The organism is Chromobacterium fluminis (assembly GCF_011602385.1).
GTDB classification, from domain to species: Bacteria; Pseudomonadota; Gammaproteobacteria; order Burkholderiales; family Chromobacteriaceae; genus Chromobacterium; species Chromobacterium fluminis.
The window spans coordinates 25,540-47,600 of record NZ_JAAOMA010000024.1 but is presented as its reverse complement, the minus strand read 5'-3'; the positions used below and the strand labels follow the sequence as shown (position 1 = coordinate 47,600).

24 protein-coding genes are annotated in these 22,061 nt (G+C 63.8%); 17 read left to right on the top strand and 7 right to left on the bottom strand.

The window, feature by feature from the left end:
• The first annotated feature begins 2 nt into the window (after window positions 1-2).
• The 7 genes from fliA to HA052_RS16725 all read left to right on the top strand — a co-directional run bounded on the left by fliA (window position 3) and on the right by HA052_RS16725 (window position 5,011).
• Window positions 3-695, top strand: coding sequence for an RNA polymerase sigma factor FliA (fliA, locus tag HA052_RS16755; RefSeq protein WP_166452757.1), 693 nt, complete (start codon window positions 3-5; stop codon window positions 693-695).
• Window positions 696-712: 17 nt separating this feature from the next.
• Window positions 713-1,579, top strand: coding sequence for a flagellar motor stator protein MotA (motA, locus tag HA052_RS16750; protein WP_166452756.1), 867 nt, complete (start codon window positions 713-715; stop codon window positions 1,577-1,579).
• 13 nt (window positions 1,580-1,592) lie between these two features.
• Window positions 1,593-2,576, top strand: a complete 984-nt coding sequence (locus HA052_RS16745; RefSeq protein WP_240937394.1) for a flagellar motor protein MotB — start codon at window positions 1,593-1,595, stop codon at window positions 2,574-2,576.
• 268 nt (window positions 2,577-2,844) lie between these two features.
• Window positions 2,845-3,492 (top strand): Crp/Fnr family transcriptional regulator, encoded by a 648-nt coding sequence (locus tag HA052_RS16740; RefSeq protein WP_240937393.1) that lies wholly within the window; start codon window positions 2,845-2,847, stop codon window positions 3,490-3,492.
• A gap of 126 nt (window positions 3,493-3,618) precedes the next feature.
• Window positions 3,619-3,888, top strand: coding sequence for a flagellar biosynthesis anti-sigma factor FlgM (gene flgM / locus HA052_RS16735; RefSeq protein ID WP_166452753.1), 270 nt, complete (start codon window positions 3,619-3,621; stop codon window positions 3,886-3,888).
• Window positions 3,889-4,314: a flagellar export chaperone FlgN gene (gene flgN, locus HA052_RS16730; protein ID WP_166452752.1), complete on the top strand. Its 426-nt coding sequence runs from the start codon at window positions 3,889-3,891 to the stop codon at window positions 4,312-4,314.
• Complete coding sequence (locus HA052_RS16725) at window positions 4,295-5,011, top strand: glucosaminidase domain-containing protein (protein ID WP_166452751.1); 717 nt, start codon at window positions 4,295-4,297, stop codon at window positions 5,009-5,011. Before flgN ends, HA052_RS16725 begins: the two co-directional genes overlap by 20 nt.
• 454 nt (window positions 5,012-5,465) lie before the next feature.
• Here HA052_RS16725 and HA052_RS16720 read toward each other — a convergent pair whose 3' ends face one another.
• The 3 genes from HA052_RS16720 to HA052_RS16710 form a co-directional block, all read right to left on the bottom strand.
• Window positions 5,466-5,873, bottom strand: coding sequence for a VOC family protein (locus HA052_RS16720; protein WP_166452750.1), 408 nt, complete (start codon window positions 5,871-5,873; stop codon window positions 5,466-5,468).
• A gap of 119 nt (window positions 5,874-5,992) precedes the next feature.
• Window positions 5,993-7,171, bottom strand: coding sequence for an MFS transporter (locus HA052_RS16715; RefSeq protein WP_166452749.1), 1,179 nt, complete (start codon window positions 7,169-7,171; stop codon window positions 5,993-5,995).
• Between the two features lie 15 nt (window positions 7,172-7,186).
• Window positions 7,187-7,921: a hypothetical protein gene (locus tag HA052_RS16710; protein ID WP_081545775.1), complete on the bottom strand. Its 735-nt coding sequence runs from the start codon at window positions 7,919-7,921 to the stop codon at window positions 7,187-7,189.
• Window positions 7,922-8,370: 449 nt separating this feature from the next.
• On the opposite strand from HA052_RS16710, the gene HA052_RS16705 reads away from it, so the two are divergent.
• The 7 genes from HA052_RS16705 (at window position 8,371) to frdD (ending at window position 14,418) form a co-directional block, all read left to right on the top strand.
• Window positions 8,371-8,673 carry a hypothetical protein gene (locus HA052_RS16705; protein WP_081545773.1) on the top strand — a complete coding sequence of 101 codons (303 nt, stop codon included), beginning with the start codon at window positions 8,371-8,373 and terminating at the stop codon, window positions 8,671-8,673.
• 186 nt (window positions 8,674-8,859) lie between these two features.
• Entirely contained in the window at window positions 8,860-9,411 is a 552-nt protein-coding gene (locus HA052_RS16700; RefSeq protein WP_166452748.1) for a GNAT family N-acetyltransferase, read from the top strand.
• A 362-nt stretch (window positions 9,412-9,773) separates the two neighbouring features.
• Window positions 9,774-11,120, top strand: coding sequence for an anaerobic C4-dicarboxylate transporter (locus HA052_RS16695; protein WP_240937392.1), 1,347 nt, complete (start codon window positions 9,774-9,776; stop codon window positions 11,118-11,120).
• 13 nt (window positions 11,121-11,133) lie between these two features.
• Window positions 11,134-12,918 carry a fumarate reductase (quinol) flavoprotein subunit gene (frdA, locus tag HA052_RS16690; protein ID WP_166452747.1) on the top strand — a complete coding sequence of 595 codons (1,785 nt, stop codon included), beginning with the start codon at window positions 11,134-11,136 and terminating at the stop codon, window positions 12,916-12,918.
• Window positions 12,915-13,661, top strand: coding sequence for a succinate dehydrogenase/fumarate reductase iron-sulfur subunit (locus tag HA052_RS16685; RefSeq protein ID WP_166452746.1), 747 nt, complete (start codon window positions 12,915-12,917; stop codon window positions 13,659-13,661). The genes frdA and HA052_RS16685 overlap by 4 nt, the downstream gene beginning before the upstream one ends.
• Window positions 13,658-14,056, top strand: coding sequence for a fumarate reductase subunit C (locus HA052_RS16680; protein ID WP_166452745.1), 399 nt, complete (start codon window positions 13,658-13,660; stop codon window positions 14,054-14,056). Before HA052_RS16685 ends, HA052_RS16680 begins: the two co-directional genes overlap by 4 nt.
• A complete protein-coding gene (gene frdD / locus HA052_RS16675; protein WP_206118936.1) occupies window positions 14,053-14,418 on the top strand; it encodes a fumarate reductase subunit FrdD in 366 nt (121 codons plus the stop codon). Before HA052_RS16680 ends, frdD begins: the two co-directional genes overlap by 4 nt.
• Here frdD and HA052_RS16670 read toward each other — a convergent pair.
• Window positions 14,415-15,317 carry a LysR substrate-binding domain-containing protein gene (locus HA052_RS16670; RefSeq protein ID WP_166452744.1) on the bottom strand — a complete coding sequence of 301 codons (903 nt, stop codon included), beginning with the start codon at window positions 15,315-15,317 and terminating at the stop codon, window positions 14,415-14,417. The two genes, frdD and HA052_RS16670, sit on opposite strands and share 4 nt — an antisense overlap.
• 109 nt (window positions 15,318-15,426) lie before the next feature.
• Between HA052_RS16670 and HA052_RS16665 the strand changes: the two genes are divergently transcribed.
• Together HA052_RS16665 and HA052_RS16660 are read left to right on the top strand one after the other, a co-directional pair.
• Entirely contained in the window at window positions 15,427-16,806 is a 1,380-nt protein-coding gene (locus HA052_RS16665) for an MFS transporter (RefSeq protein ID WP_166452743.1), read from the top strand.
• A 126-nt stretch (window positions 16,807-16,932) separates the two neighbouring features.
• Window positions 16,933-17,331, top strand: coding sequence for a DUF4440 domain-containing protein (locus HA052_RS16660; RefSeq protein ID WP_166452742.1), 399 nt, complete (start codon window positions 16,933-16,935; stop codon window positions 17,329-17,331).
• A gap of 6 nt (window positions 17,332-17,337) precedes the next feature.
• Here the strand turns inward: HA052_RS16660 and HA052_RS16655 are convergent, their stop codons facing one another.
• A complete protein-coding gene (locus HA052_RS16655; protein WP_166452741.1) occupies window positions 17,338-18,534 on the bottom strand; it encodes a phosphatidylinositol-specific phospholipase C in 1,197 nt (398 codons plus the stop codon).
• A gap of 237 nt (window positions 18,535-18,771) precedes the next feature.
• Window positions 18,772-19,614 carry a LysR family transcriptional regulator gene (locus tag HA052_RS16650; protein WP_166452740.1) on the bottom strand — a complete coding sequence of 281 codons (843 nt, stop codon included), beginning with the start codon at window positions 19,612-19,614 and terminating at the stop codon, window positions 18,772-18,774.
• Window positions 19,615-19,719: 105 nt separating this feature from the next.
• Between HA052_RS16650 and gloA the strand changes: the two genes are divergently transcribed.
• Window positions 19,720-20,115, top strand: a complete 396-nt coding sequence (gene gloA / locus HA052_RS16645; protein WP_166452739.1) for a lactoylglutathione lyase — start codon at window positions 19,720-19,722, stop codon at window positions 20,113-20,115.
• A 314-nt stretch (window positions 20,116-20,429) separates the two neighbouring features.
• Here gloA and HA052_RS16640 read toward each other — a convergent pair whose 3' ends face one another.
• Window positions 20,430-22,058, bottom strand: coding sequence for a methyl-accepting chemotaxis protein (locus tag HA052_RS16640; RefSeq protein WP_166452738.1), 1,629 nt, complete (start codon window positions 22,056-22,058; stop codon window positions 20,430-20,432).
• Window positions 22,059-22,061: the final 3 nt, after the last annotated feature.

The window sequence follows — 22,061 nt, the reverse complement described above, 5'->3', positions numbered from 1 at the left end:
CTATGTACGCCTGTTACGACGAGGCCCCGGCCAGCGCCGGCGGCGAAGCCGAGGCGCTGCGCCAGTACGCCCACCTGGTCAAGCGAGTGGCGCGTCAGCTGTCGTCCCAGGCCGGCGGCGTGTTTGATCGGGAGGACATGGAGCAGGTGGGGCTGATGGCCTTGCTGGAGAGCCTGCGCCGCTATGGCGAGCCGGACGAGAAGTTCGCCGGTTTCGCCATTTTGCGCATTCGCGGCGCCATTCTCGACGAACTGCGTCGGCTGGACTGGAGGCCGCGTTCGGTGCGCCAGGAAGCGCACCGCGTGCGCGACGGCCTGCGCCTGCTCAGCCGCAAGCTGGGGCGCGAACCCAGCGAGGCGGAGGCGATGCAGCTGCTGGGACTCAGCGCCGAGGCCTATCAGGAAGCGCTGCTGGCGGACAACGCCGAAGCGTTGTCCAGCTTCGACGAACTGATGGCCCAGGGCCTTGAGCCGGCGGCGGAAGACAATCCGGAACAGCGGCTGGCGCTGAAAAGCGCCTTGACCGTGGCCTTGCAGGCGCTGAACCCGCGCGAGCAGCAAGTGATCCAGCTGTATTACGAATTTGAACTGAGCCTCAAGGAGATCGCGGCGGTGCTGGCGCTGACCGAAGCCCGCGTCTGCCAGATCAACAAGAGCGCTCTCAAAAAAATGCAGGTCCGCCTACAAGCGGCCTGAGTCCGAGGAAAGAAAACATGCAGCAATTATTCGGCATTCTGATCGTGCTGGTTTGTGTCTTTGGCGGCTTCATGCTGCATGGCGGCATCATGTCGGTGATCTGGCAGCCGGTGGAACTGCTGATCATCTGCGGCGCCGCCGTCGGCGCCATCGTGCTGGGCAACCCGCAGCACGTGCTCACGGAAATGGGCGGCCAGATCAAGCGCGTCGGCATGCGCAAGAAATACGACGCGGAATTCCAGCGCCAGCTGCTGCTGCTGATGTACGAACTGCTGATCACCGCCAGCCAGGGCCTGAAGGCGCTGGACGAACACGTGGAGGCGCCGCGCCAGAGCGCGCTGTTCAACCGTTACCCGCTGGTGCTGGAAGAACCCAAGCTGCTGGCCTTCATCGTGGACAACTTCCGGCTGATGGCCATGGGCAAGATCAGCGCCCACGAACTGGAAGGCGTGCTGGACCAGGAACTGGACGCCATCCATGAAGAACTGAATCAGCCGTCCAAGTCGCTGCACAAGATCGCCGAGGCGATGCCGGGCTTCGGCATCCTGGCCGCGGTGCTGGGCATCGTGATGGCGATGAACAGCGTCAGCCAGGGCGCCACCGCCGGCGAGATCAGCGAGAAAGTGGCCGCCGCCATGGTGGGCACCTTCATCGGCATCTTCTTCTGCTACGGCGTGCTGGACCCGCTGTCCAATATGATGCATCAGTTGGCCAAGCAAGAGCTGTCCAACTACGAATCGGTGAAAGTGGTGCTGACCACCCATGTGTCCGGCAAGCCGCCGCTGCTGGCCATCGACGCCGGGCGCCGTCTGGTGCAGATGAACACCAAGCCCAGCTTCTCCCAGCTGGAAACCTGGATCAACGCGCTGGAAGGCGTGAACTGAGCGGATGGCGGGCATGGCGAATAAACCCAATCGCGAGCATGAAGCCGCGGTGATCAAGAAGGTGTCGCGCCGTCAGGATTCCGAAGGGCACGGCGGCGCCTGGAAAGTAGCGTTTGCCGACTTCGTGCTGGCGCTGATGTGCTTGTTCCTGGTGTTGTGGGTGCTGGCCGCGCGCGACCAGGAAAACCTGCAGCAATTGCTGACCGCGGGCGGCGGCAGCCCGCTGAAGGCCGGCGGCTCGCGCAGCATCGAACACACCGGCACCCCGCCGGGCAGCCTGATCCCGCGCGACCCGATTCCAGGCCAGCCCACCACCACCACCAAGGCGGACTCCATGCTGCAGGAGAGCAACAAGGTGGCCAAGAAAACCTTTGACGGGCAAGGCCAGCGCAGCCTGGACAGCGTGGCGGACCTGGAAAAGCTGGCCGGTTTGCTGGCCAAGATGAGCCAAGACGCCGGCTTGGCCAGCAATCTGCAGACCGTGGTCACGCCTTACGGCTTGAGGGTGATGCTGCACGACACCGACAACCAGGGCATGTTCGAGCGCGGCAGCGCCATCGTAGAGCCGCGCTTCAAGCGCCTGCTGCACGATATGGGCGATATGTTCAGCCATATCGACAATCAATTGCTGATTGTCGGACACACGGACGCCGCGCAATACCGGACCGCCGGCTTCGGTTCGTTTTCGAACTGGGGCTTGTCCAGCAACCGCGCGATGGCGGCGCGGCTGCACCTGCTGGAAGGCGGCATGAACGCCGCGGGCATCCTGCAAGTGGTGGGCATGGCGGACCGGGCGCCGCTGGACGTCGCGCATCCCTTGGCTGCTTACAACCGCCGCATCGAGCTCTTGGTGATGACCAGCAAGCAAGCGCAGGCGGTGGTGGCCATGTTCGGGCCGCCGGGGCAGAGCGGCAATCGCGAGACCAGTGTTGTAAGTTCGCCACTACAGAAATCCGATCTGGATAGCGCGCTGCAAGATGGCCTAACTACCCGATGAACTTTTATTTTTTTGGGTTCAAAACAAAAGCCTGATTCGTTTCAGGCTTTTTTTATGTGTGTTTTTTCACACTTTTGTTAACCGCTAATATTATAATCCGCACCTGATTAATAAAAATCCGAGCGAAAGACTCGGATGATGTTGACAAAAAAAGACGCCAAAAGGCGGCAAACATCTGCGGGAAAGTCGATTCAATCGCAAGACTATCGGGGACGACGTGGTCATGAATGAAAACCACAATATTAAAGCCTTGTTAAGAGGCACACATTTGTTCGGACATCTGGACAACGACAAGCTGGACAAAGCGCTGGAGCTGGCCGAAAGCCGCCGTTTGAGCAAGGGCGAGGTGCTGTACAACGAGGGCGACAACGCCAACGAGGTCTACCTGCTGGCCAGCGGCTGCATGCAAGTCTTTGTTTCGGATGGACTCAGCAAGAAATACATTCTGCAAATCTGCGCTTCCGGGGAGCTGATCGGCATGGTCGGCTTCATCGACAGCGGCGAGCGCAGCTCCAATTGCGCGGCGGACGAGGACAGCCATCTGCTGGTGTTCAGCCGCGACAGCCTGATGCAGCTGTTCGACACCGAAGACGGCCTGCCGCACAGCCCGGAGGCCCGCACCCGCATCATGTGCCATCTGGTGCAAGTGGTGCGCCGCATGTCCAACAAGGCCAAGAACCTGGCGTTGATGGACGTGTACGGCCGCGTGCGCATCCTGATCAATCAAATGCTGGAAGAGCAGGACGGCGATGAGATGGTGCTGAAAAAGCAGCTGACCCAGCAGGAAATCGCCGACCAGATCGGCTCTTCCCGCGAGATGGTGGCGCGGATCCTGAAGGAACTGGTGTTTGGCCGATATATCCGTCTGGAAAACCGCCGCATTGTCGTTCTGAAAATGTTACCGGTAAATTTTTAAGTTTTTTCCCGGACAGTCGCCTTGAAGGGGTGAGGGCGGGCCGCAAAGCCCGCTCCGAGCGGCCGCGCAACGCGGCATCAAGCGCCCGAGCCGCTCGCACAGCCAACCCAGACGGATTTCAAAACTATGCAAATCAACTCGACCTCGTCGCAACGCCGCGAACTGGCGGTCGGCGGCCAGAGCGCCGCCCCGGAAACGCCGGCCCGCGCGCCCGCGGCCGTCGCCGCTCCCGCCGCGAGCCAGGACATGGCGCCGGCGGTGGCGGAGCTGCGCTCGCTGCCGGACATCGACATGAAACGGGTGGAAGAAGTGCGCGCCGCGCTGGCGCGCGGCGAAGTACGCTTCGACGCCGCCCGGCTGGCCGACCTGGTGGAGCAATACCACCGGAGCCGCTGAATGAATCGCGAGCAAGCCTTCAAACAACTGCTGGCCACTGTGGGGCAGGACCTGCAAGGCTACGGCCGCTTGGAGCAACTGCTGGAACAGCAGTTCGCCGCCGCGCTGGCGCACCAGGCCGAAGCGTTGCGGCAACTGGGCTCGGACATCGTCGCCCAATGCGACGCCTTGCAGGCCAGCCGCGATCAGCGGCTGCAACTGGCCGGCCAATTGCTGGGCGCGGGCCGCGCTGCCTCGATGGACGCGGTGCTCAAGCTTTTGCCCGCCGCCGCGGAGCAAGCCTGCCGTCAGCGCTGGAATGCGCTGGTGGAGCAGATCCGCCTGTGCCAGACCCTGAACCTGCGCAACGGCCAACTGCTGCAACAGCAGCAGGACCTGATGAACCGCGTGCTGAATGGAGACAGCGATGTTTACTGTGCGCAATGACATCGGCGCCGGGCCGGACTTCGGCGCCGACGCCGTCGCTTTGCCGCTGATGGGCCAGGGCGGCGGGGACGGCGAGCGTTTCGCCGACCAATGGAGCGGCCAGCTGCGCAGCGAGGTGCGCGACTTCATCGAGAACGGTTCGGATAGCTGGGCCAGCCTGTCGCCGGAAGGCGCCTGGGCGCGTCAGCGGGTCCAGGACGCCACGCTGGGCGGCAGCATGCCCTACGGCGCGGATCAGCAAGCCTTTCTCGACAGCATCGCGCCTTACGCGCAACAAGCCGCCGCCAAGCTGGGCGTGGCGCCGGAGCTGGTGTCCGCGCATGCGGCGCTGGAGTCCGGCTGGGGTCAGCGTCCGCTGACCCGCGCCGACGGCGGCAGCAATCACAATCTGTTCGGCATCAAGGCCGGCAAGGGCTGGCAGGGCGAAGTCACACGCGCCTTGACCACCGAGCATGTGGACGGCCGCGATGTGAAGCGGACTGAAAACTTCCGCGCGTATTCCGGCCTGCAGGACGCTTTCGCCGATTACGCGCAGTTGCTGGCCGGCAACCCGCGTTACCGCGGCGCGCTGGGCGTGGGCGGCAACGCCCAGGCTTTCGCTCAGGCGCTGGCCCAGGGCGGCTACGCCACGGATCCGGGCTATGCGGACAAGCTGCGGAAAGTGGCCGCGGGCATTCAGGCGCGCAAACAGCCCTGAGCGCGGACTCACGTAACAAAAACCCCTGAAGGCGCTGGCTGCTTCAGGGGTTTTTTATATTTGCCGGACGTGACTGGTTTCGTTGCAAATAGGGACCATTGATGATGTTTAATACCAATTCAATGCCAGTTTGAATTTCTGTATTTACTCCAAACGATTGTTTGAATTAAGGCGCTCAGGGCTGGCGGATTAAACGCCCTATTATCAAAGCGGTCTGGACTAGAGTATTTATGTCTAAATAAAAAAATCCAAACCAGTAATATTAAAGCCGCCGACCATGTTTGCCGGAGCGGCCCAAAAGCCGAAAGACCCAGCCCAAGGCGGGCGCGGTGACGGCGGGTTCAACAGCGGTTTGGGATCTTGAGGCCAAGGCTTTGCGGCCGCGGAGGCGGCTCAGAGAGCCGAAGCGGCGCTCGCCGCGCCGTCAGGAAGCGCGGCAGGCATTGAATAGGTTCTAAGGGGAGGGCGGGCCTTTCAGCTCCACGACATTGCCCTCCGGGTCCTGCAGGTACAAGGAGGGGCCGTCGCCCTCGGCGCCGTAGCGCTGGGCGGTTTCCCCGACGCTCAGGCCGTGCCGGGCCAAGTGGGCGCGTATCGCCTCCTCGTCGAAAGGCTCGACGCGGAAGCAGAAGTGATCCAGATTGCGGCCTTCCGCGGACGGCGCGCGGCCGCCTGCCCGGCCCAGAGGCCCGTCCACCGGCACCAGGTCCAGCAGCGAATGACCGGCGCGCAGTTGCACCAGCCCCAAGTCCTCGCGCCGACGCTCCACGGTGCAGCCCAATACCTCGCCGTAAAAACGCTCCATCTTGGCCAGGTTGCTGACCCGCAGCACGATATGATCAATTTCCCGAATGAATATCATGACAACTCCTTAGTTGAACGGCATTTCATTTCGTATTTGTCATGATTTGTCCGGCGAGCGGATTTGCAAGCGGATGCCGAAATTGTATTTCTCAATGCCGGCGATAGTTTTGAAACCTGTCAGGACGGGGTGGCGCTCGCCGGCCGCAAGCCCGGCCCGAAGGGCAGCAACAAGAGCGCGCCGGCCAGGGTCAAGAGCCCGGTTGCGGCACAGAACCAGGCGATGGGCCTAGGCTCGCTGCTCAGGCCCAGCAGCAGGGAAGCCGAAAAAATGCCCAGGTTCAACAAGCTGGCGTGATAGGAATTGAGGGTGCCGCGATAGCGTTCGGACAGGGTGCTGAGGCGCGCGTGGTGCAAGGGACCGGCGCAGCCGTAGCCGAAGGCCCAAAGACTGCCGGCCAGCGCCAGCTGCCACAGAGCGGTCAGCGGCAGCAGGAAGGACAAGATGCCCAGCGCCGCCGCCAGCGCCGCCGCCGGCAAGGCCGCCTCGCCCAGCCGCCGTTGCAGCGGCGGCCCGCACAGATTACCCAGCACAACCACCAGGCCGAAACCGCCGGCGAGCAGACCGCCGCCGGTGGAACTGAGCGTGAGCTTGCGCGCGGCCACCTCGGCCACGACGGCGCCGAAGCCTGCCACCCAGCCCAGCCACAGATAGCTGACGCACAGGCGCCGCCGCGCGCCGGGCGTGCGCCAGGCGCCGGTCAACGTGGCCAGGAAGCCGCTGTCCGCCGTCAGGCGGCCACCGTCGGCGCGGAACAGCCGCCGCACCGCGGCCCAGGCCAGCAGGCCTGCCGCCGCCAGCGCGTAATAACTGGCCTGCCAGCCCGCGGTGTCCGCCAGCCTCCCGGCCAGCGCCGGCGTCAGCACAAAGGCCAGCATCAAGCCGATGAAGACCTGACCCAGCCTTTGACCCAGCTGGGCGCGAGGGGCCAAGTCCGCCACCAGCGCCAGCGCGTTGGGCTGGATCACCGCCGCGCAAAGGCCGCTCAGCGCGGATAGCGCGACGGCCGCGTTCAGGTTGGGCGCCGCGGGCAGCAGCGCGCAGCACAAGGCGAAGCCGAGCAGGCCCAGCTGCAACGGCGGTTTGCGGCCGAAGCGGTCGGACAAGGGGCCGGCCAGCAGCGCGAACACGCCGTAGCACAGGCCGTAAGCGGCGGGCAGATAGGCGATGGCACTGGAAGGCACGCCAAAATGGCGGCCCATCAAGGCCATCATCGGACCGGCCGCCACTTCGGCCGAGCCGATGATGAACATGCAGCAGAACAAGGCGCCCAGTTGTGGGCGGCTTATTCCGCCCATGCGCATCCAGAAGAATCAGAAGAAATGGATCTCAAGCCGGATATCCTCGATGTGTTGCCAATCTATGCCGTCCCGGCGGTAGGCGTCCGGATCGTAGACGCCGTCATCGTAAGCGTCGTCGGGATCAATGGACAAGCCGGCGCAAATATAGCGGCGCAGATAGTCGTGGTCGCTGGGCACGATGGCGGCCTTGCCGCCGCTCGACACATCAAGAATATAGTTGATGTCGCCCACCTGATAGCGCTGAATCAGCGCCGCCGCCTGGCCGAAGCCGATGTCGGCCAGCAGATCGGCGGCAAAACGGTTGGCGCCCACTTCGAAGGACACCCGGTCCTTGCGCTTCTGCGCCGTCATCGGCGGCGGCTGATCCAGGCCGCTGCCCTGGCCGGCGGTTTCGTAATAGTGCAGCGCCGTCTGCACCCCGCGCAGATCGTAAATATAGTCATAACGCTCGATGTTCTTGCGCCTGGCCGCGCAGATGAAAAAATAATGCCCCAGGCTGTGCAGAATCATGAAGGCGCGGGAAGCCGGCGACACCCCGCGCGCAAAGCGGATATCGCGTCCCTTGATGATGGTTTTGATATTGAAGGGATGCGCGTCGGTTTCGGAATACTCCAACTGATACAGTTGTCGCAACTTGGCTTGCAGCCGTTGCAATTCCTGGGCAGACATCATGGCCAGCACTTTTTCGATCTGAGCGTCGGTGTCTTCGACGATAGGGTCGTCCAGCACGGCTTGATCTAGATTCATGGCGAGACTCCTTCCAAGTTAGGGTCAATCAAAGAGCGAGCTGGACCGCCGCTCGGCCCGTGGGCGCGGCGGCTTGTTGATATGGAGTGGGCATGAGGGCGGATGGCCGCCGCGGCGGCAGTCTTGAAACAGGCAATGGGATGCTTCTGCGGCGGCTGAGCGCTTGTCTTTCCGTATTATGGCCAAGCCCGGCGGAGAAGGCGCCGGCCTAAAGACTAGCTTTCACGCCAGGAGAGCGAGACAAGGCGAAGACAGCTGAGAACGCGGAATGTACATAGTACATGAGTATTTCGAAGGGGTTTTCAACGCCGTATCGCTGACGCGCAGTAGCTCGTAAACAGGTTCTTAGAACAGGTTCTAAGTGTTTTCCGGTTTTGCCGGCCCTTGGCCGCGGCGCTATATCGCTAAATAGCAGGCGGCCTGCCCGCCGGTTCAACGGGAAAGGATGGATGATGAAGGTTTCAGAATTCTTGCAGGATGGTTTCGGCAGCTTTTCCGCCACGCGGCTGGCTTTCCTGCTGTGGGCGCTGGGGGTGCTGCTGGTCTGGGCCTACACCTCGATCCAGAAAGGCTCGCCGTCCTTGCCGATAGACAATTCGGTGATCGTGGTGCTGGGCATTCTGATGACAGGCAAAGTGACGCAAAGCTTCAGCCCCGGCGATAGCCCGCAAATCCAGGCCGCCAACGCGCAAGCCCAGGCTCCCCAGCCTGCGCCCGCCGCGCCAGCCGGCAGCCCGGCCTTGACCGCCTGATCCGCTTCTTCAGCCGTTTGCGTCTAGTCCCGCTCTTGTTCGCGAGACCTTGAGCGGGCCTAGATAGGCTTTCTATTGGCGAGCTATCTTCTAGAATGGAGTGCGGTCTTTCTGTACACAATAAAGCGCGGCCGGGTCCATTTCGCTTGCAGGCGCGGGGCCGGTCGCCTCATTCTGGTGCTCGTGATGAATGTGATACCCCCGCCGTCTATCGATTTGCAGGGTTTCAGCCTGCGCCCAATGGAAATGCTGGATATTCCTGACTGGTACGACTATCTGCGCCTGCCTGAGGTGGCGCAGCATCTGCGCCGGGAGCTGCAATCGGCGGCGGATCTGGCGCCCTTGGTGCAGGCCTATCGTTCCGATGAGCCGGGTGCGCCGTTGCGGCTGGCCATTGTGGATGATGATCTGGGGTGCTTGGCCGGTTCCATTGGTTTTGACGCCGTCTGGCCGGCGGATCGCAGCGCGGAAATGGATTTCGACCTGGCGCCGGCCTATTGGGGACGCGGGCTGGGGCTGGCGGCCTGCAAGGCGGTTACGGCTTGGGCGTTTGCCGGCTGCCGCTTGTACCGGGTGCAGGCGGCGTCGCGCGACGGCAACCGGCGCGCCGAGCAATTGCTGCGCGGCTGCGGTTTCCAATACGAGGGCCTGCTGCGCGCATATCGTCAGGTGCGAGGCGAGCCGGGCGATTTCAAGATGTTCTCGCGGCTGGTCACCGATCCGGATGCGCAGGGCTGAGAACCTGTTCACGATCTGCTGCGCGTTGTGGAACGTGACACGGTGAATACGCCCTCGAAATGCTCATATACCACATGTACATTCCGCTTTCTCAGCGGTTTTCGCTTTGCCTCGCCCTTGCTCGCGAGATCGTAAACAGTTTCAAGCTCTTGTACTTGGTTGCGCATGCGCGAGCCGCATGTCGCCTGTTTTAGCTATGCGGAATATCTTGCTTAGCTGTTATCAAGGTTGGTAGAGCAGGCGGGAAGCCTTGGAATACAGGCTGCGTTCAATGCCAATGGTCTGTTTTGAAATCGTTGTGAGCCGGACTTGATCAAGGTCTATTAGCAGAAGCTGTTAATCCCCTATAACAGCGGAAAACAATGGCTAATAGGGACAAGATCATGTGGATTTTCTGGATACAATTCGCGCTGTTGCTGACAGCGATACTGATGGGCATACGCCGCGGCGGCGTGGCCCTGGGCATGATAGGCGGGCTGGGCGTGGCGGTGCTGTGTTTCGTGTTCCGCGTGGCGCCGGCGGAGCCGCCCATCACCGTGATGCTGATCATCCTGGCGGTGGTCACCGCCTCGGCCACGCTGCAAGTGGCCGGCGGGCTGGACTTCCTGGTGCAGCAGGCGGAGCGGCTGATGCGCCGGCATCCGCAGCAAATCACCTTCCTGGCGCCGCTGTCCACCTTCCTGCTCACCATGTGCGTGGGCACTGGTCACGCGGTGTATTCGCTGCTGCCGGTGATCGCCGACGTCTCGCTGAAAACCCGCATCCGCCCGGAACGGCCGATGGCCATGGCCAGCGTGGCCTCGCAGATGGGCATCACCGCCAGCCCGGCGGCGGCGGCGGTGACCTCGCTGCTGGCGATGACCTCCCATAGCGGCCAGCCGCTGACCCTGTGGCAAATCCTGATGGTAACCGCGCCGTCCGGCCTGCTGGGCGTGCTGGCCGCCGCCTGCTGGAGCCTGCGCCGAGGCGTGGAGCTGGACCGCGATCCGGAATTCCTGGCCCGGATGCAAGACCCGGATTTCCGCGCCTCGGTGGAAAAATCCGTCACCACCCTGGACAAGACCCTGCCGGCGGCGGCGCGTCAATCGGTGGCGCTGTTCTTCTCCGGCATCTTGGTCATCGTGCTGTTGGCGCTGTTTCCGCAATGGCTGCCGGTCAGCCAGGGCAAGCCGGTGCCCATGACCACGGTGGTGCAGTTCGTGATGCTGGCCTTCGGCGCCTTCATCCTGTTCCGTTCCAACGCCAAGGCTGCGGTGATCGCCCGCTCCGAGGTGTTCACCGCCGGCATGATCGCCGTGGTGTCCATCTTCGGCATCGCCTGGATGAGCGACACCTTCGTCAAGGCCAACGAGCCGCTGCTGGTGGCCAATATCAAGGCCATGGTGGCCTACGCGCCGTGGACCTTCGCGCTGGCGATGTTCGCCGTGTCCGCCTTCGTCAAGAGCCAGGCCGCCACGCTCACCATCATGGTGCCCTTCGGCCTGGCGCTGGGTCTGAGCCCGCACCAGCTGCTGGCCATCATGCCCTCCTGCTACGCCTATTTCTTCTTCGCCTTTTATCCCAGCGATCTGGCGGCCATCAATATGGACCGCAGCGGCACCACCCGCATCGGCAAATACCTGCTCAACCACAGCTTCATGATGCCGGGGCTGATAGGGGTGGGGGTGTCCACGCTGGCGGCGTACGGATTGACGCATTTGTACTTCTAAGTGAGGAAAGCTTGTGGAAACTTACCAAGCAGACATTGTGATCGTGGGAGCGGGGGGCGCGGGCTTGCGCGCCGCCATCGCCGCCGCCCAGGCGGACCCGGAGCTGCGCATCGCGCTGGTGTCCAAGGTCTATCCGATGCGCAGCCACACCGTGGCGGCCGAAGGCGGCTCCGCCGGGGTCAAGCAGGCGCACGACAGCTTTGATGCCCATTTCAACGATACCGTGTCCGGCGGCGACTGGCTGTGCGAGCAGGACGTGGTGGAATACTTCGTGGCCCAATGCCCGGAGGAAATGGTGCAGCTGGAACACTGGGGCTGCCCGTGGAGCCGCAAGGAGGACGGCAGCGTCAATGTGCGCGCCTTCGGCGGCATGAAGATTGAACGCACCTGGTTCGCCGCCGACAAAACCGGCTTCCACATGCTGCACACCCTGTTCCAGACCTCCATCCGCTTCCCGTCCATCCGCCGCTTCGACGAATACTTCTGCGCGGATCTGATCGTGGAGGACGGCGAAGCGCGCGGCGTGCTGGCCATCGACATCGCCAGCGGCGACAGCCTGCTGATCGAAGCCGGCGCGGTGGTGATGGCCACCGGCGGCGCCGGCCGGGTGTTCCGCGAGAACACCAACGGCGGCATCGTCACCGGCGACGGCATGGCGCTGGCCTACCGCCACGGCGTGCCGCTGCGCGATATGGAGTTCGTGCAATACCATCCCACCTGCATGCCCGGCACCGGCCTGTTGTTCACCGAGGCCTGCCGCGGCGAAGGCGGCCTACTGGTCAACAAGGACGGCTACCGCTATCTGCAGGACTACGGCCTGGGCCCGGCCGAGGACAAGCCGCGCAATAAATTCATGGAACTGGGGCCGCGCGACCGCTTGAGCCAGGCCTTCTGGTACGAGCAGCAACAGGGCCGCACCGTGGAAGGGCCATGGGGATCGGCGGTATATCTGGACCTGCGCCACCTGGGCCACGCCAAGCTGCGCGAAAGGCTGCCGCAAATCTGCGAGCTGGCCGAGGAGTTCCTGGGCATAGATCCGGCCAAGGCGCCGATTCCGGTGCGGCCGGCGGTGCACTACACCATGGGCGGCATCCTGGTGGACGGCCGCTGCGCCGCGCCCATGCCCGGCCTGTTCGCCGCCGGCGAATGCTCCAGCGTGGGCATCCACGGCGCCAATCGCCTGGGCTCCAACTCGCTGGCGGAGCTGTCGGTGTTCGGCAAAGTGGCCGGCGAAGAAGCCGCCCGCTGCGCGCGATCGCGCCGTCCGGCGAGGCGCGAAGCGCTGCAAAAGCAGGCCGAGGCCGCCGAGGCCCGCCTCCACGCGCTGCGCGCGCGCGAAGGCGGCGAACGCATCGCGGAACTGCGCCGCGAAATGGCGGAAACCATGGAGGCCGGCTGCGGCATCTACCGTTTGGAAGCCTCGATGCGCGCCACCTGCGACAAGCTGGCGGAACTGAAACAGCGCTTCCGCAATGTGCATGTGGAAGACAAATCCAGCGTCTGGAACAGCGATTGGCTGTTGGCCATCGAGCTGGGCTACCAGTTGGACGTGGCCGAGGCGATGGCGCATTCCGCGCTGCAACGCCGCGAATCGCGCGGCGCCCATCAGCGGCTGGACGGCTGTGAGCAGCGCGACGACGCCAACTTCCTCAAACACAGCCTCGCCGTCTACCAGGGCGCGGACGCGCCGCGCATAGACTACGGCGCGGTGAAGATCACCAAATCGCAGCCGGCGGTGCGCGCCTACGGCGCCGCCGGCCTGGCGGCGGAAGCCGCGGCCAAGGAGGGCAAGGCATGAGCGAACAGACCAAGACCATAGCCGTGATGCGCTACCGGCCGGAGCAGGACAGCGAGCCGTGGCTGCAAAGCTTTGAAGTGCCGTACCGCGACGACATGTCCGTGCTGCAAGCGCTGCAATACATCCGCGATTACCTGGACGGCGGCCTGGCCTTCCGCTGGTCCTGTCGCCAGGCGATTTGCGGCAGCTGCGGCATGATGGTGAACGGCGTGCCCAAGCTGGCCTGCAAGACCTTTCTGCGCGACTACCCTGGCGTGGTGCGCATCGAGGCGCTGAACCACTTCCCGATAGAGCGCGATCTGGTGGTGGTGCTGGATGACTTCATCGCCAAGCTGGAAAGCATCCAGCCCTATATCGTGCCCAAGGAAGACAAGCCCTTGTCCGAGGGCGAAACCCTGCAAACCCCGGCGCAGATGGACTGGTACGCCCAGTTCAGCAGCTGCATCAACTGCCTGCTGTGCTATGCCGCCTGCCCGCAGTACGGGCTGGACGACAAGTTTCTGGGGCCAGGCGCCATCGCGCTGCTGCACCGCTACAACATGGACAGCCGCGACGGTGCGGCGGCGGAGAGGATGGAGCTGCTGGCCGCGCAGGAGGGGGTGTTCAACTGCACCGCGGTGGGCTATTGCTCCGAGGTCTGCCCCAAGATGGTGGACCCGGCCAATGCGGTGAACCTCAACAAGACAGCGGTAGCCAGGGATTACTTCCTGCGCTTCGCCCGGCCCAAAGGAGGTTGCAAATGAGCAAGCGCAAACCGTATGTCCGGCCAATGGAAGGCTGGTGGTGCAAGAATCCTTACTTCATCGAGTACATGATCCACGAAGGCACGGCGCTCTTCGTCGCCGGCTACGCGCTGACCCTGCTGTGCGGGCTGTGGCGGCTGAGCCAGGGGGAGGCGGCCTGGAACGGCTTTGTCGCCGCGCTGCAAAGCGCGCCGGCCCTGTTGCTGCACGCGGCGGCGCTGCTCATGATGGTCTACCACAGCTACACCTGGTTCAAGATCATGCCGCGCACGCTGCCGCCGTTGATGCTGGCCGGGCGGCGGGTATCCGCGCTGGCCATCACCGCCGGCGGCCTGGCTGCCGCCGTGGTGTGCTGCGCCGCTTTGTTGATGCTGGTATGGGGGATGACCGCATGAAACCGGGACTGAAACGCTCTCACGCGCCCATCTTCTGGGGCTTGTTTGGTGCCGGCGGCATGCTGGCCGCCTTGTTCGGGCCGATGCTGGTGTTCATCACCGGCATCGCCGCGCCGCTGGGCTGGCTGCCTGACGGCGCCGCTGATTACGCCACGCTGCAGGCGCTGGCGCAAAGCCTGATCGGCAAGGCGGTGCTGTTCGCCCTGATCGCTCTGCTGCTGTGGCACGCGGCGCACCGCCTCTACCACAGCCTGCACGATGTCGGCGTCCACGGCGGGCCGCTGGCCAAGGCCTGCACCTATGGGGTGGCGGCGCTGGGTACGCTGGCGGCGGCGGGGCTGTTGTTGGCGATGGGGTTTTAGCCCGCCGTCTCGCGCTCGCGCAAAAAATCGATGAAGGCCCGCACCTTGGCCGGCACATGGCGGGTGCGCGGGTAGAGCGCGTGAACGCCTTGTTGCGGGAAGCCGTGATCGGGCAATAGCCGGCAAAGCCGGCCGGCCTGCAGATCGGCGTTGACCAGCCAGTCCGGCAGCAGGGCGACGCCGAGGCCGGCCAATGCGTAGGCGCGCAGGATGGACGCGCTGTCCGAACTCAGCCGCGGCTGGCCATGCTGGCGCCAGGCTGTCTGGCCGCCGTCCGGCGTGTCCACCGGCCAGGGCTGGGCGTGCTTGAGCCGGCTGTGTCCCAGCCAGGGCAGCCGGCTCAGCGCAGCCAGGTCGCGGACGTCCCCGTCCGGCCGCTGCGCCAGCAGGGCCGGCGCCGCCACCGGGAAAATGTCGAACTGGGCCAGCGGCACCGCGTGCAGATCGGTTTCCGGCAGGCGGCCCAGGCGGATGGCGACGTCGAAGCGCTCGGCGATCAGATCGGCGTGCAGCGAGGAGGTGGACAACTGCAGTTGCAGCGCCGGGTGGAGCAGGGCGAAGGTTTCGATCGCCGGCGCTATCCTGGCCAGGCCGTATTCCAGCGTGGCGGTGACGCGCAACGCACCGCTGAGCTCGCCATGTTCGGCGCGGGCGTCGTCTATCGCCAGCCGCGCCTGCTCCAGCATGTCGGCGCAGCGCTGGTAGAAACGCGCGCCGGCGTCGGTCAGCGCCAGGCTGCGGGTATTGCGGATCAACAGCGCGACGCCGATTTCCTGCTCCAGGCGCTTGATGTTGAAGCTGACCACGGCGCGGGTCTGGCCCAGCGCGGCGGCGGCGGCGGTGAAGGTGCCGGCGTCCGCCACGGCCTTGAAGGTTTCAAAACGATCCAGACTGACCATGGCATCGCCTGTTATTGTCAAAAATATTTTGACAGTCTAGCCGGCGGCGGCTGCTATTTCCAGCGCCATCTCCTGTCTATACTCGGCCGCTTTACCGTGGAGAGCGCCGATGTCGCCTCGTTCGAAACTGACCCTGGTGTACTTGCTCGGCTTTGCACTGGACCTGATCAATATGTTCATCGCCAGCGTCGCCTATCCGGACATTGGCCGCGGCCTGGGCGCGTCGCTGGCGCAGCTGGCCTGGGTGGGCAACGCCTATATGCTGGGCCTGACCCTGGTGATTCCGCTCAGTGCGTGGCTGGCCGGCGCTTACGGAGAGAGGCGGGTGCTGTTGGGCTCGTTGGCGCTGTTCCTTGCTGGCGCCGCGCTGGCGGGCGCGGCCCCGTCCATCGAGGCGCTGATAGGCTGGCGCGCTTTGCAGGGCCTGGGCGGAGGCCTGCTGATTCCGGTGGGTCAGGCCATGGTCTACCGGCATTATCCGCCGGCGCTTCGCGCCCGGCTCACCGCCCTGATCATGGGAGTGGCGCTGATTGTGCCGGCGGTGTCGCCGGCGCTGGGCGGCGTGATCGTGGACGCGCTGTCCTGGCGTTGGGCCTTGCTGGCCAGCGTGCCGCTGGCCCTGCTGACGCTTTGGCTGGCGACGCGGTGGCTGCCGGCGGATCAAGCGCCGCCCAGGCGCGACGCGTTGGACCTGTCCGGCCTGGCTTTGCTGGCCGTCGGCATGGCCTCGCTGCTGCTGGCTTTGACCTGGCTGGGAGAAAGCGGTCACCTGCCGCGCGGCGTCGCCGCGCTGCTATTGGCCGCCGTCGCGCTGGCTGGCTACGCGCGCGCCGCCGCCGGCAAGGCCGAGCCGGTGTTGAAGCTGACGCTGCTGCGCGATCCCTTGCTGCGCACCGCCATGCTGGTTTATCTGTTTGTGCCCGGCGTGTTCATGGGCGTCAGCCTGGCGGCGATGCTCTACCTGCAAGAATCGCTCAAGCTGAGCGCCGCCGCCGCCGGTGGCCTGATGCTGCCCTGGGCGCTGGCCTCCGGCTTGGCCATCAGCCTGACCCGCAGTCGCTTCAACCATGACGGCCCCAAGCCTTTGCTGCTCTTGGGCATGCTGTTCCAGAGCGCCGGCGTCGCCGCGCTGGCCCTGGGCGTCAGCGCGCCGGGGCCGCTGATCGCCGCTTACGCCTTGATGGGTTTTGGCGGTAGCTTGTGCAGCAGCGCGGCGCAGAGCGCTGCTTTCCTGGACATTGCGGAGTCCCAACTGCGGCAGGCCAGCTCGTTGTGGAATATCAACCGCCAATTCAGCTTCGGCCTGGGCGTGGCCGTGATCAGCCTGCTGCTGAACGCGCTGACTCATTACAGCGGCGCGCCAGCGGCCACCGCCCAGGTCTACCAAGCCTGTTTCTTCATCGCCGCCGGCCTGACTTTGGCGCCGGCGGTTTTCGTGCTGCGCATCCACACCCCGACGGTGCTGGCCCTGCTGCGGCCCAACCACTAAGAGCGGCTAAAAAATTCCTGATGCTGCGTTGCGCCGACTTGCCGTACTCAAGTACTGCCTGCGTCGGCGCGCCTTGCCTCAGCCGTGAAACTGATTTTTGTTAGCTGCTCTAAAAGAGAAAGCCCGATGACAAACTCCAATCCCTATTTCGACGAAGTGATTTCCGCGCATATCGCCATCCGGCAATGGTTCGCCGGCCCAGCGGATGCCGCCGCGCTGGAGGCCCTGATGGCGCGCTTCTTGCCGCGCTTCACCATGGCGGCGCCCAGCGGCGCGCAGCTGGATCTGGACGCGCTGCGAGCATTGTTCGCGCGCTCCGGCGGCGGCAAACCCGGTTTGGAGATTGAGGTGGACCAACTGACTCTTCTGGACGAACACGCCGGTGGCGCAACGGTGGCGTATCGCGAAGCGCAATACCAGAGCGGCCAGCTGAGCAGCCTGCGGCTGGCCACCGCGGTGTTTGAGCGCGACGCGGCCGGCGCGCCGCGCTGGCGGCATTTGCAGGAAACCCTTTGCCGCGCCTGAGCGCGGTCAGCCGCGGCAGGCGCTGGCGTGGCCCAAGTATTCCCAGTCTCCGTTGCTGGACTGGTTGGTGGGGAAATACCAATAGCCGCCGCTCTTGCGGCTGCGGAAATAGTCCACCGTCTTGGAGTAGGGATTGTCGTAGCGGTAGACATCGCCCAAGGTGGCGCGATCGCCCGCGCTCCAGCGCTTGCAGGTTTTTAGATTGAGCTGGATCAGCGTGTCGATCAGTCCTGGCCCCGGGAAATCGGCCATCACCATGCCTGCGTAAGCCGGGCGCTGGCGCTGGATGTATTCCTGCGTTAGCACATTGCTGCCTTCAAAGGCGATGGTGCAGATGCCGATGAAGCAATTGACGCGCGGAAAATCCGGATAACTGTTTTTCCAGCCCGGGGTTGTCAGGCCGGTGGCCAGCCGCGGTGCGCCGGTGGCCGGATTGGAGTGGCCGCTGGCGATGAAATAAGGGAAAGAGCCGCCGGAGGCGGTCAGGTAATTGATGTAGCCGTTGCCGCGTGGACCCGTATTGGCCTGGTTCAGGTGGGCCTTGATCTTCTCCCATTTGCCGTACAAGTCCCAGTTGGTGGAAACGCTGTACTGGTCCTGGATGTTGTAGGCGCCGTAGGAAATGCCGTAACGCTTGCCGCTGGAGAAGTTTTGCAAGAACACGATCTTGCCGCGCACTTCGCGCAAGCTGGGATTGTTGCTGGGGGGAATGGCGATGTAGCCGCTGTAGCGATTGTAGTAGGACTCGAAAATCTGCTCGAAGGACATTGAGCTGTTTTCCGGCGTGTGTTCTTCCTTGACCCGGACGAAGAGGGTTTCGCTGGGGTTGGCGCGCAGGAAGGCGCTCATGTCGTTGAGCACATCGCCGAACATCGCCTGCTGGAACACCGGGCCGTGATGGATGGCGAAGCTGTTGGCGATGGAACGCAGGCGGATATCGAAAGCGCGCACGCCGGCATCCAGCTGGGTGCGTAAGGGCAAGGTTTGGGTGGCGACGCTGTCGCCGCCGTAGCGGCTCATGGTGTCGTGAGTGCCGGGTAGCGACAGCTGGCTAACCGTGAGGCCATCGTCCAGTAGGCCCATCCACTTGGGATGACGGTAGCTGAAGTTGCTGTCGTGGGAATACGCCGAATGGGCATGGGCGAGGACGGCCGGACTGCTTGCGGCCAGGCTGAGCGAAAGCGCGGCGAAAAGAGTTTTCATGATCGGGTCCCAAGTGAAAGGAAGGGCCGGCGTACGGATGCCGGCTGGCCGACCTTACGACGAGATCATGTTATGCCGATTGCGATTTTTGCTCATTGCGCCCATGCCGTTTCCCCGCTTGCCCGGCCTTGTGTGTTTTTTTTGCGCCGGTGCACAGTCTCGCGGGCAAGAACGAGACTAGGCGTATGGCGGGGAAAGCGGGTGCAGGCGCTAGCGTGGCAGGCATTGAACAGGCTTTTAATCCGTGGCGACGGACTGGATGAAACCGTCGACCAATGCGGACTCCTGCTGCCTGCGCCAGATGAAGTGGATGTCGCTGATCGCCAAATCCGGCAGCGCGAAGCCGCGGTAACCGTCTTGCGGCCGGCACAGGCTTTCCGGCACGCAGGAAAAGCCGGCGCCGGCGGTGACGCAGGCGAAGATGGCCGGATAGGATTCGATCTCCAGCACTGCGCGCGGCCGCACACCGGAGGCTTGCAGCCATTGCTCCACCAGCCGGCGGTAATGACAGGCCGCGCCGAAGGTGTACAGCTCCAGCCCGGCCAAGGCCTCGGCCGTCGCCGCGGCGGTGTCCGGCGGCGCGATCAACATCAGCTTCTCCCGGAACGCCAGTCGGCTGGTCAGCAGCGGGTGTTCCACCGGCCCGTCGCTGAGGATCAGGTCCAGCTCTCCGTCCTGCAACTGGCGTTCCAACTGCAAGGAATGGCCGGCGCGCAGATGCAGCTCCACCTCGGTGTGTTGGCGGCGGTAGCGGGCGATGCGGGCGGGCAGATGGGTGGCCAGAGCGCCGTCCAGCGCGCCCACCCGCAGCAGACCGCGCGCGGGCGCGTCGGTGAACAGGCCGCGCACCTCGTCGGCCTGTTGCAGCAGGCCTCGGGCGTGGCGGTAGAGCAGATGGCCTTCCGGCGTGGTCAGCAGGCGGCGGTTTTCGCGGCTGAACAGCTTGACCCCCAGTTCCGCCTCCAATTCCTGCAAGCGGGCGGTAAGGTTGGACGGCACCCGGTGCAATTGCTCGGCGGCGGCGGCGATGCTGCCTTGCTCCACCACCGCGCAGAAGAAGTTCAGTTGCGAGAGTTTCATTTTTCGCTTTTTATGATTGATCTGCACATTATAAGTCGCTTTTTATGGATGGTGAGCGCGGTTAAGATGGCCGAGATCTTCATTTCCACCCTCAGGAACAAGCGCATGAGAATTTTGCACACCATGTTGCGCGTGGCCGATCTGGACGCCGCGCTGGCCTTCTACACCCGGGCGCTGGGGATGCGCCTGCTGCGTCGCAACGACTTCTCGGACGGCTGCTTTACCCTGGCTTTTGTCGGCTATCGAGACGAAACCGAGGCCGCCGCCATCGAACTCACCCATAACTGGGATCAAGGCGATTACCAGCTGGGCAACGGCTATGGCCATGTGGCGATCGAAGTGGACGACGCCGCCGCCGTTTGCGAGCAGGCGCGCGCGCTGGGCTACGCGGTGGCGCGCGAAGCGGGGCCGATGAAGCACGGCCGCACCGTGATCGCCTTTTTGCAGGACCCGGACGGTTACAAGGTGGAGTTGATCCAGAAGGGCACTCAGACCCTCTAAGAACCTGTTCAATGTCTGCTGCGCTTCAGCGATACGGTGTTGAAAACGAGCTCAAAATGCTCATGTACCACGTGTACATTCCGCTTTTTCGCTCGTTTTCGCCTTGTCTCGCCCTTGCTCGCGAGACTTTGAACAGGCTCTAACAACACCCCTGATCCTGCGTTGCGCCTCCTTGTCGTACTATTTGTACTGCCTGCGTCGGCGCGCCTTGGCTCAGGTTCTCTGCGAGGTTTTGTTAGCGGCTCTCAGGACGACTGAGCGCGGGGAAGGGCGGACCCGGGCTTGCCGGGCCCGCCTCGTTTGAAACCTGTTTTTTAGAGACGGAAGCGCGAGGTCACGCCCTGTAGATTCTGCGCCAGTGCGTTGAGCTGGCTGGAGGTCGTGGCCAGTTCTTCCACCGTGGCGCTGTTTTCCTCCGCCATCTGCGACACCCGCTCCATGCTCTGCGCCAGGTTCAGGCTGGCGGTGCGTTGTTCGCTCAGCGCGCTGGTGATGTTGCCGATGGAGTGCACGATGGAGTGGGTGCTGCCCTCTATCTCCTGCATGGAGTCGGTGGCCTGGCTGGCGCCGTCGGACACCGTGCCCACGCTGGACAGGCTTTGCTCCATGCTGCCCACCACCCGGTTGGCGCTGCCCTGGATGGAGCCGATCATCTGCGTGATTTCCTGAGCGGAACTGGCGGTGCGTTCCGCCAGCTTGCGCACCTCGTCCGCCACCACCGCAAAGCCGCGGCCCATCTCGCCGGCGCGCGCCGCCTCGATCGCCGCGTTCAAGGCCAGGAGGTTGGTCTGGTCCGCCACGTCGCGGATCACCGTGACGATATTGCCTATCTTCTGCACTTCCTGAGTCAGGCCCTTCATCTGGTCCGAAGTGGCCGCCACCGAAGACGACACCGATTCGATATTGCCCACCGACGCCTTCACCGCATGGCCGCCGCGGCTGGCCAGATCGCCGGCCATCGCCGCCTGGCGGGAAGCTTCGTTGGAGTTGTCCGCCACGTGGTTGATGCTGACCGTCAGCTCCTCGATGGTGGCGGCGGCTTCGGACGTGGCCTCGGACTGGCGCTGAGCGCCGTGGGCCACCTGCTCGGACATGCTGGCCAGCTCGTGAGCGGAGTCGGACACCTCGTTGGCGTTTTTCTGAATGCTGGCCACCACCTCGCGCAAGCCTTGGCGCATCTCTTGGATATCTTTGGCCATGGCGATGGCCTCGTCGCGCGCGTCTGGAATCCGCTCATCGTTGCCGGACAGATCGCCCTGTTTGATGTTGCGCACCAACTGCGCGGATTTCTTCAGCGGCACCGTCACCAGATTGGCGATGAATATCGCAATCGCCATCGCCGCGAACAAGGCGATCACCGCCACGGTAAGCAGTACCGTCACCGCCTCGCTTTGAGCGGTTTTGCTGGCCTCAATCGACTTTTGCATCAAGTCTTCCTGAAAGTCCGACATCTCTTTCAGCGACTTCAAAAACGCGTTGTTGGCCGGCGCAAAGGTTTTCATCAAAAAGGTTTTGGCTTCCTCGTTCTTATTGGCGCGAGCCAAGGCGTACAAGGGTTCAAACTGGGCGCCCAGATTGGCGCTGGCGCTCTTGAGCTTGTCAAACAGCTCCTTCCCCTTGGGCGTGGACAGCAGTTTTTCCATCTGATCCATATTGGATGCGTTGGCGGCGCGCAGTTCCTCCACTCGCTTGAGATGGATCTCGGTCTCTTCCGGCGTCTGAACGATGATGGCGTTGCGAATGGAGCGGCCGATATCCAGCGTGGTGACGCTGATCTTGTTGGCCAACACGATCTTGGGATAGCGATCCTCGGTCACATCGCGGATCTTGTCGCTGATGGTGTTCAACTTCATCATCGCCACCGCCACGATGATGGCGATCAGAATGATCAGCAGGCCAAAGCCTGCCAGCAGTTTTTGCTTGACGGTCAACTGATGCAGCATGGA

What these genes read in the sequence shown, in the direction of transcription:
- flgM (WP_166452753.1), top strand. Translation starts at nt 3,619, where the DNA reads ATGCAAATCAACTCGACCTCGTCGCAACGCCGCGAACTGGCGGTCGGC.
- HA052_RS16725 (WP_166452751.1), top strand. Translation starts at nt 4,295, where the DNA reads ATGTTTACTGTGCGCAATGACATCGGCGCCGGGCCGGACTTCGGCGCC.
- HA052_RS16745 (WP_240937394.1), top strand. Translation starts at nt 1,593, where the DNA reads ATGGCGAATAAACCCAATCGCGAGCATGAAGCCGCGGTGATCAAGAAG.
- HA052_RS16665 (WP_166452743.1), top strand. Translation starts at nt 15,427, where the DNA reads ATGTCGCCTCGTTCGAAACTGACCCTGGTGTACTTGCTCGGCTTTGCA.
- HA052_RS16660 (WP_166452742.1), top strand. Translation starts at nt 16,933, where the DNA reads ATGACAAACTCCAATCCCTATTTCGACGAAGTGATTTCCGCGCATATC.
- flgN (WP_166452752.1), top strand. Translation starts at nt 3,889, where the DNA reads ATGAATCGCGAGCAAGCCTTCAAACAACTGCTGGCCACTGTGGGGCAG.
- HA052_RS16715 (WP_166452749.1), bottom strand. Translation starts at nt 7,171, where the DNA reads ATGGGCGGAATAAGCCGCCCACAACTGGGCGCCTTGTTCTGCTGCATG.
- HA052_RS16670 (WP_166452744.1), bottom strand. Translation starts at nt 15,317, where the DNA reads ATGGTCAGTCTGGATCGTTTTGAAACCTTCAAGGCCGTGGCGGACGCC.
- HA052_RS16655 (WP_166452741.1), bottom strand. Translation starts at nt 18,534, where the DNA reads ATGAAAACTCTTTTCGCCGCGCTTTCGCTCAGCCTGGCCGCAAGCAGT.
- frdD (WP_206118936.1), top strand. Translation starts at nt 14,053, where the DNA reads ATGAAACCGGGACTGAAACGCTCTCACGCGCCCATCTTCTGGGGCTTG.
- HA052_RS16680 (WP_166452745.1), top strand. Translation starts at nt 13,658, where the DNA reads ATGAGCAAGCGCAAACCGTATGTCCGGCCAATGGAAGGCTGGTGGTGC.
- HA052_RS16710 (WP_081545775.1), bottom strand. Translation starts at nt 7,921, where the DNA reads ATGAATCTAGATCAAGCCGTGCTGGACGACCCTATCGTCGAAGACACC.
- HA052_RS16700 (WP_166452748.1), top strand. Translation starts at nt 8,860, where the DNA reads ATGAATGTGATACCCCCGCCGTCTATCGATTTGCAGGGTTTCAGCCTG.
- gloA (WP_166452739.1), top strand. Translation starts at nt 19,720, where the DNA reads ATGAGAATTTTGCACACCATGTTGCGCGTGGCCGATCTGGACGCCGCG.
- HA052_RS16720 (WP_166452750.1), bottom strand. Translation starts at nt 5,873, where the DNA reads ATGATATTCATTCGGGAAATTGATCATATCGTGCTGCGGGTCAGCAAC.
- HA052_RS16685 (WP_166452746.1), top strand. Translation starts at nt 12,915, where the DNA reads ATGAGCGAACAGACCAAGACCATAGCCGTGATGCGCTACCGGCCGGAG.
- HA052_RS16705 (WP_081545773.1), top strand. Translation starts at nt 8,371, where the DNA reads ATGATGAAGGTTTCAGAATTCTTGCAGGATGGTTTCGGCAGCTTTTCC.
- HA052_RS16640 (WP_166452738.1), bottom strand. Translation starts at nt 22,058, where the DNA reads ATGCTGCATCAGTTGACCGTCAAGCAAAAACTGCTGGCAGGCTTTGGC.
- HA052_RS16695 (WP_240937392.1), top strand. Translation starts at nt 9,774, where the DNA reads ATGGCTAATAGGGACAAGATCATGTGGATTTTCTGGATACAATTCGCG.
- motA (WP_166452756.1), top strand. Translation starts at nt 713, where the DNA reads ATGCAGCAATTATTCGGCATTCTGATCGTGCTGGTTTGTGTCTTTGGC.
- HA052_RS16650 (WP_166452740.1), bottom strand. Translation starts at nt 19,614, where the DNA reads ATGAAACTCTCGCAACTGAACTTCTTCTGCGCGGTGGTGGAGCAAGGC.
- fliA (WP_166452757.1), top strand. Translation starts at nt 3, where the DNA reads ATGTACGCCTGTTACGACGAGGCCCCGGCCAGCGCCGGCGGCGAAGCC.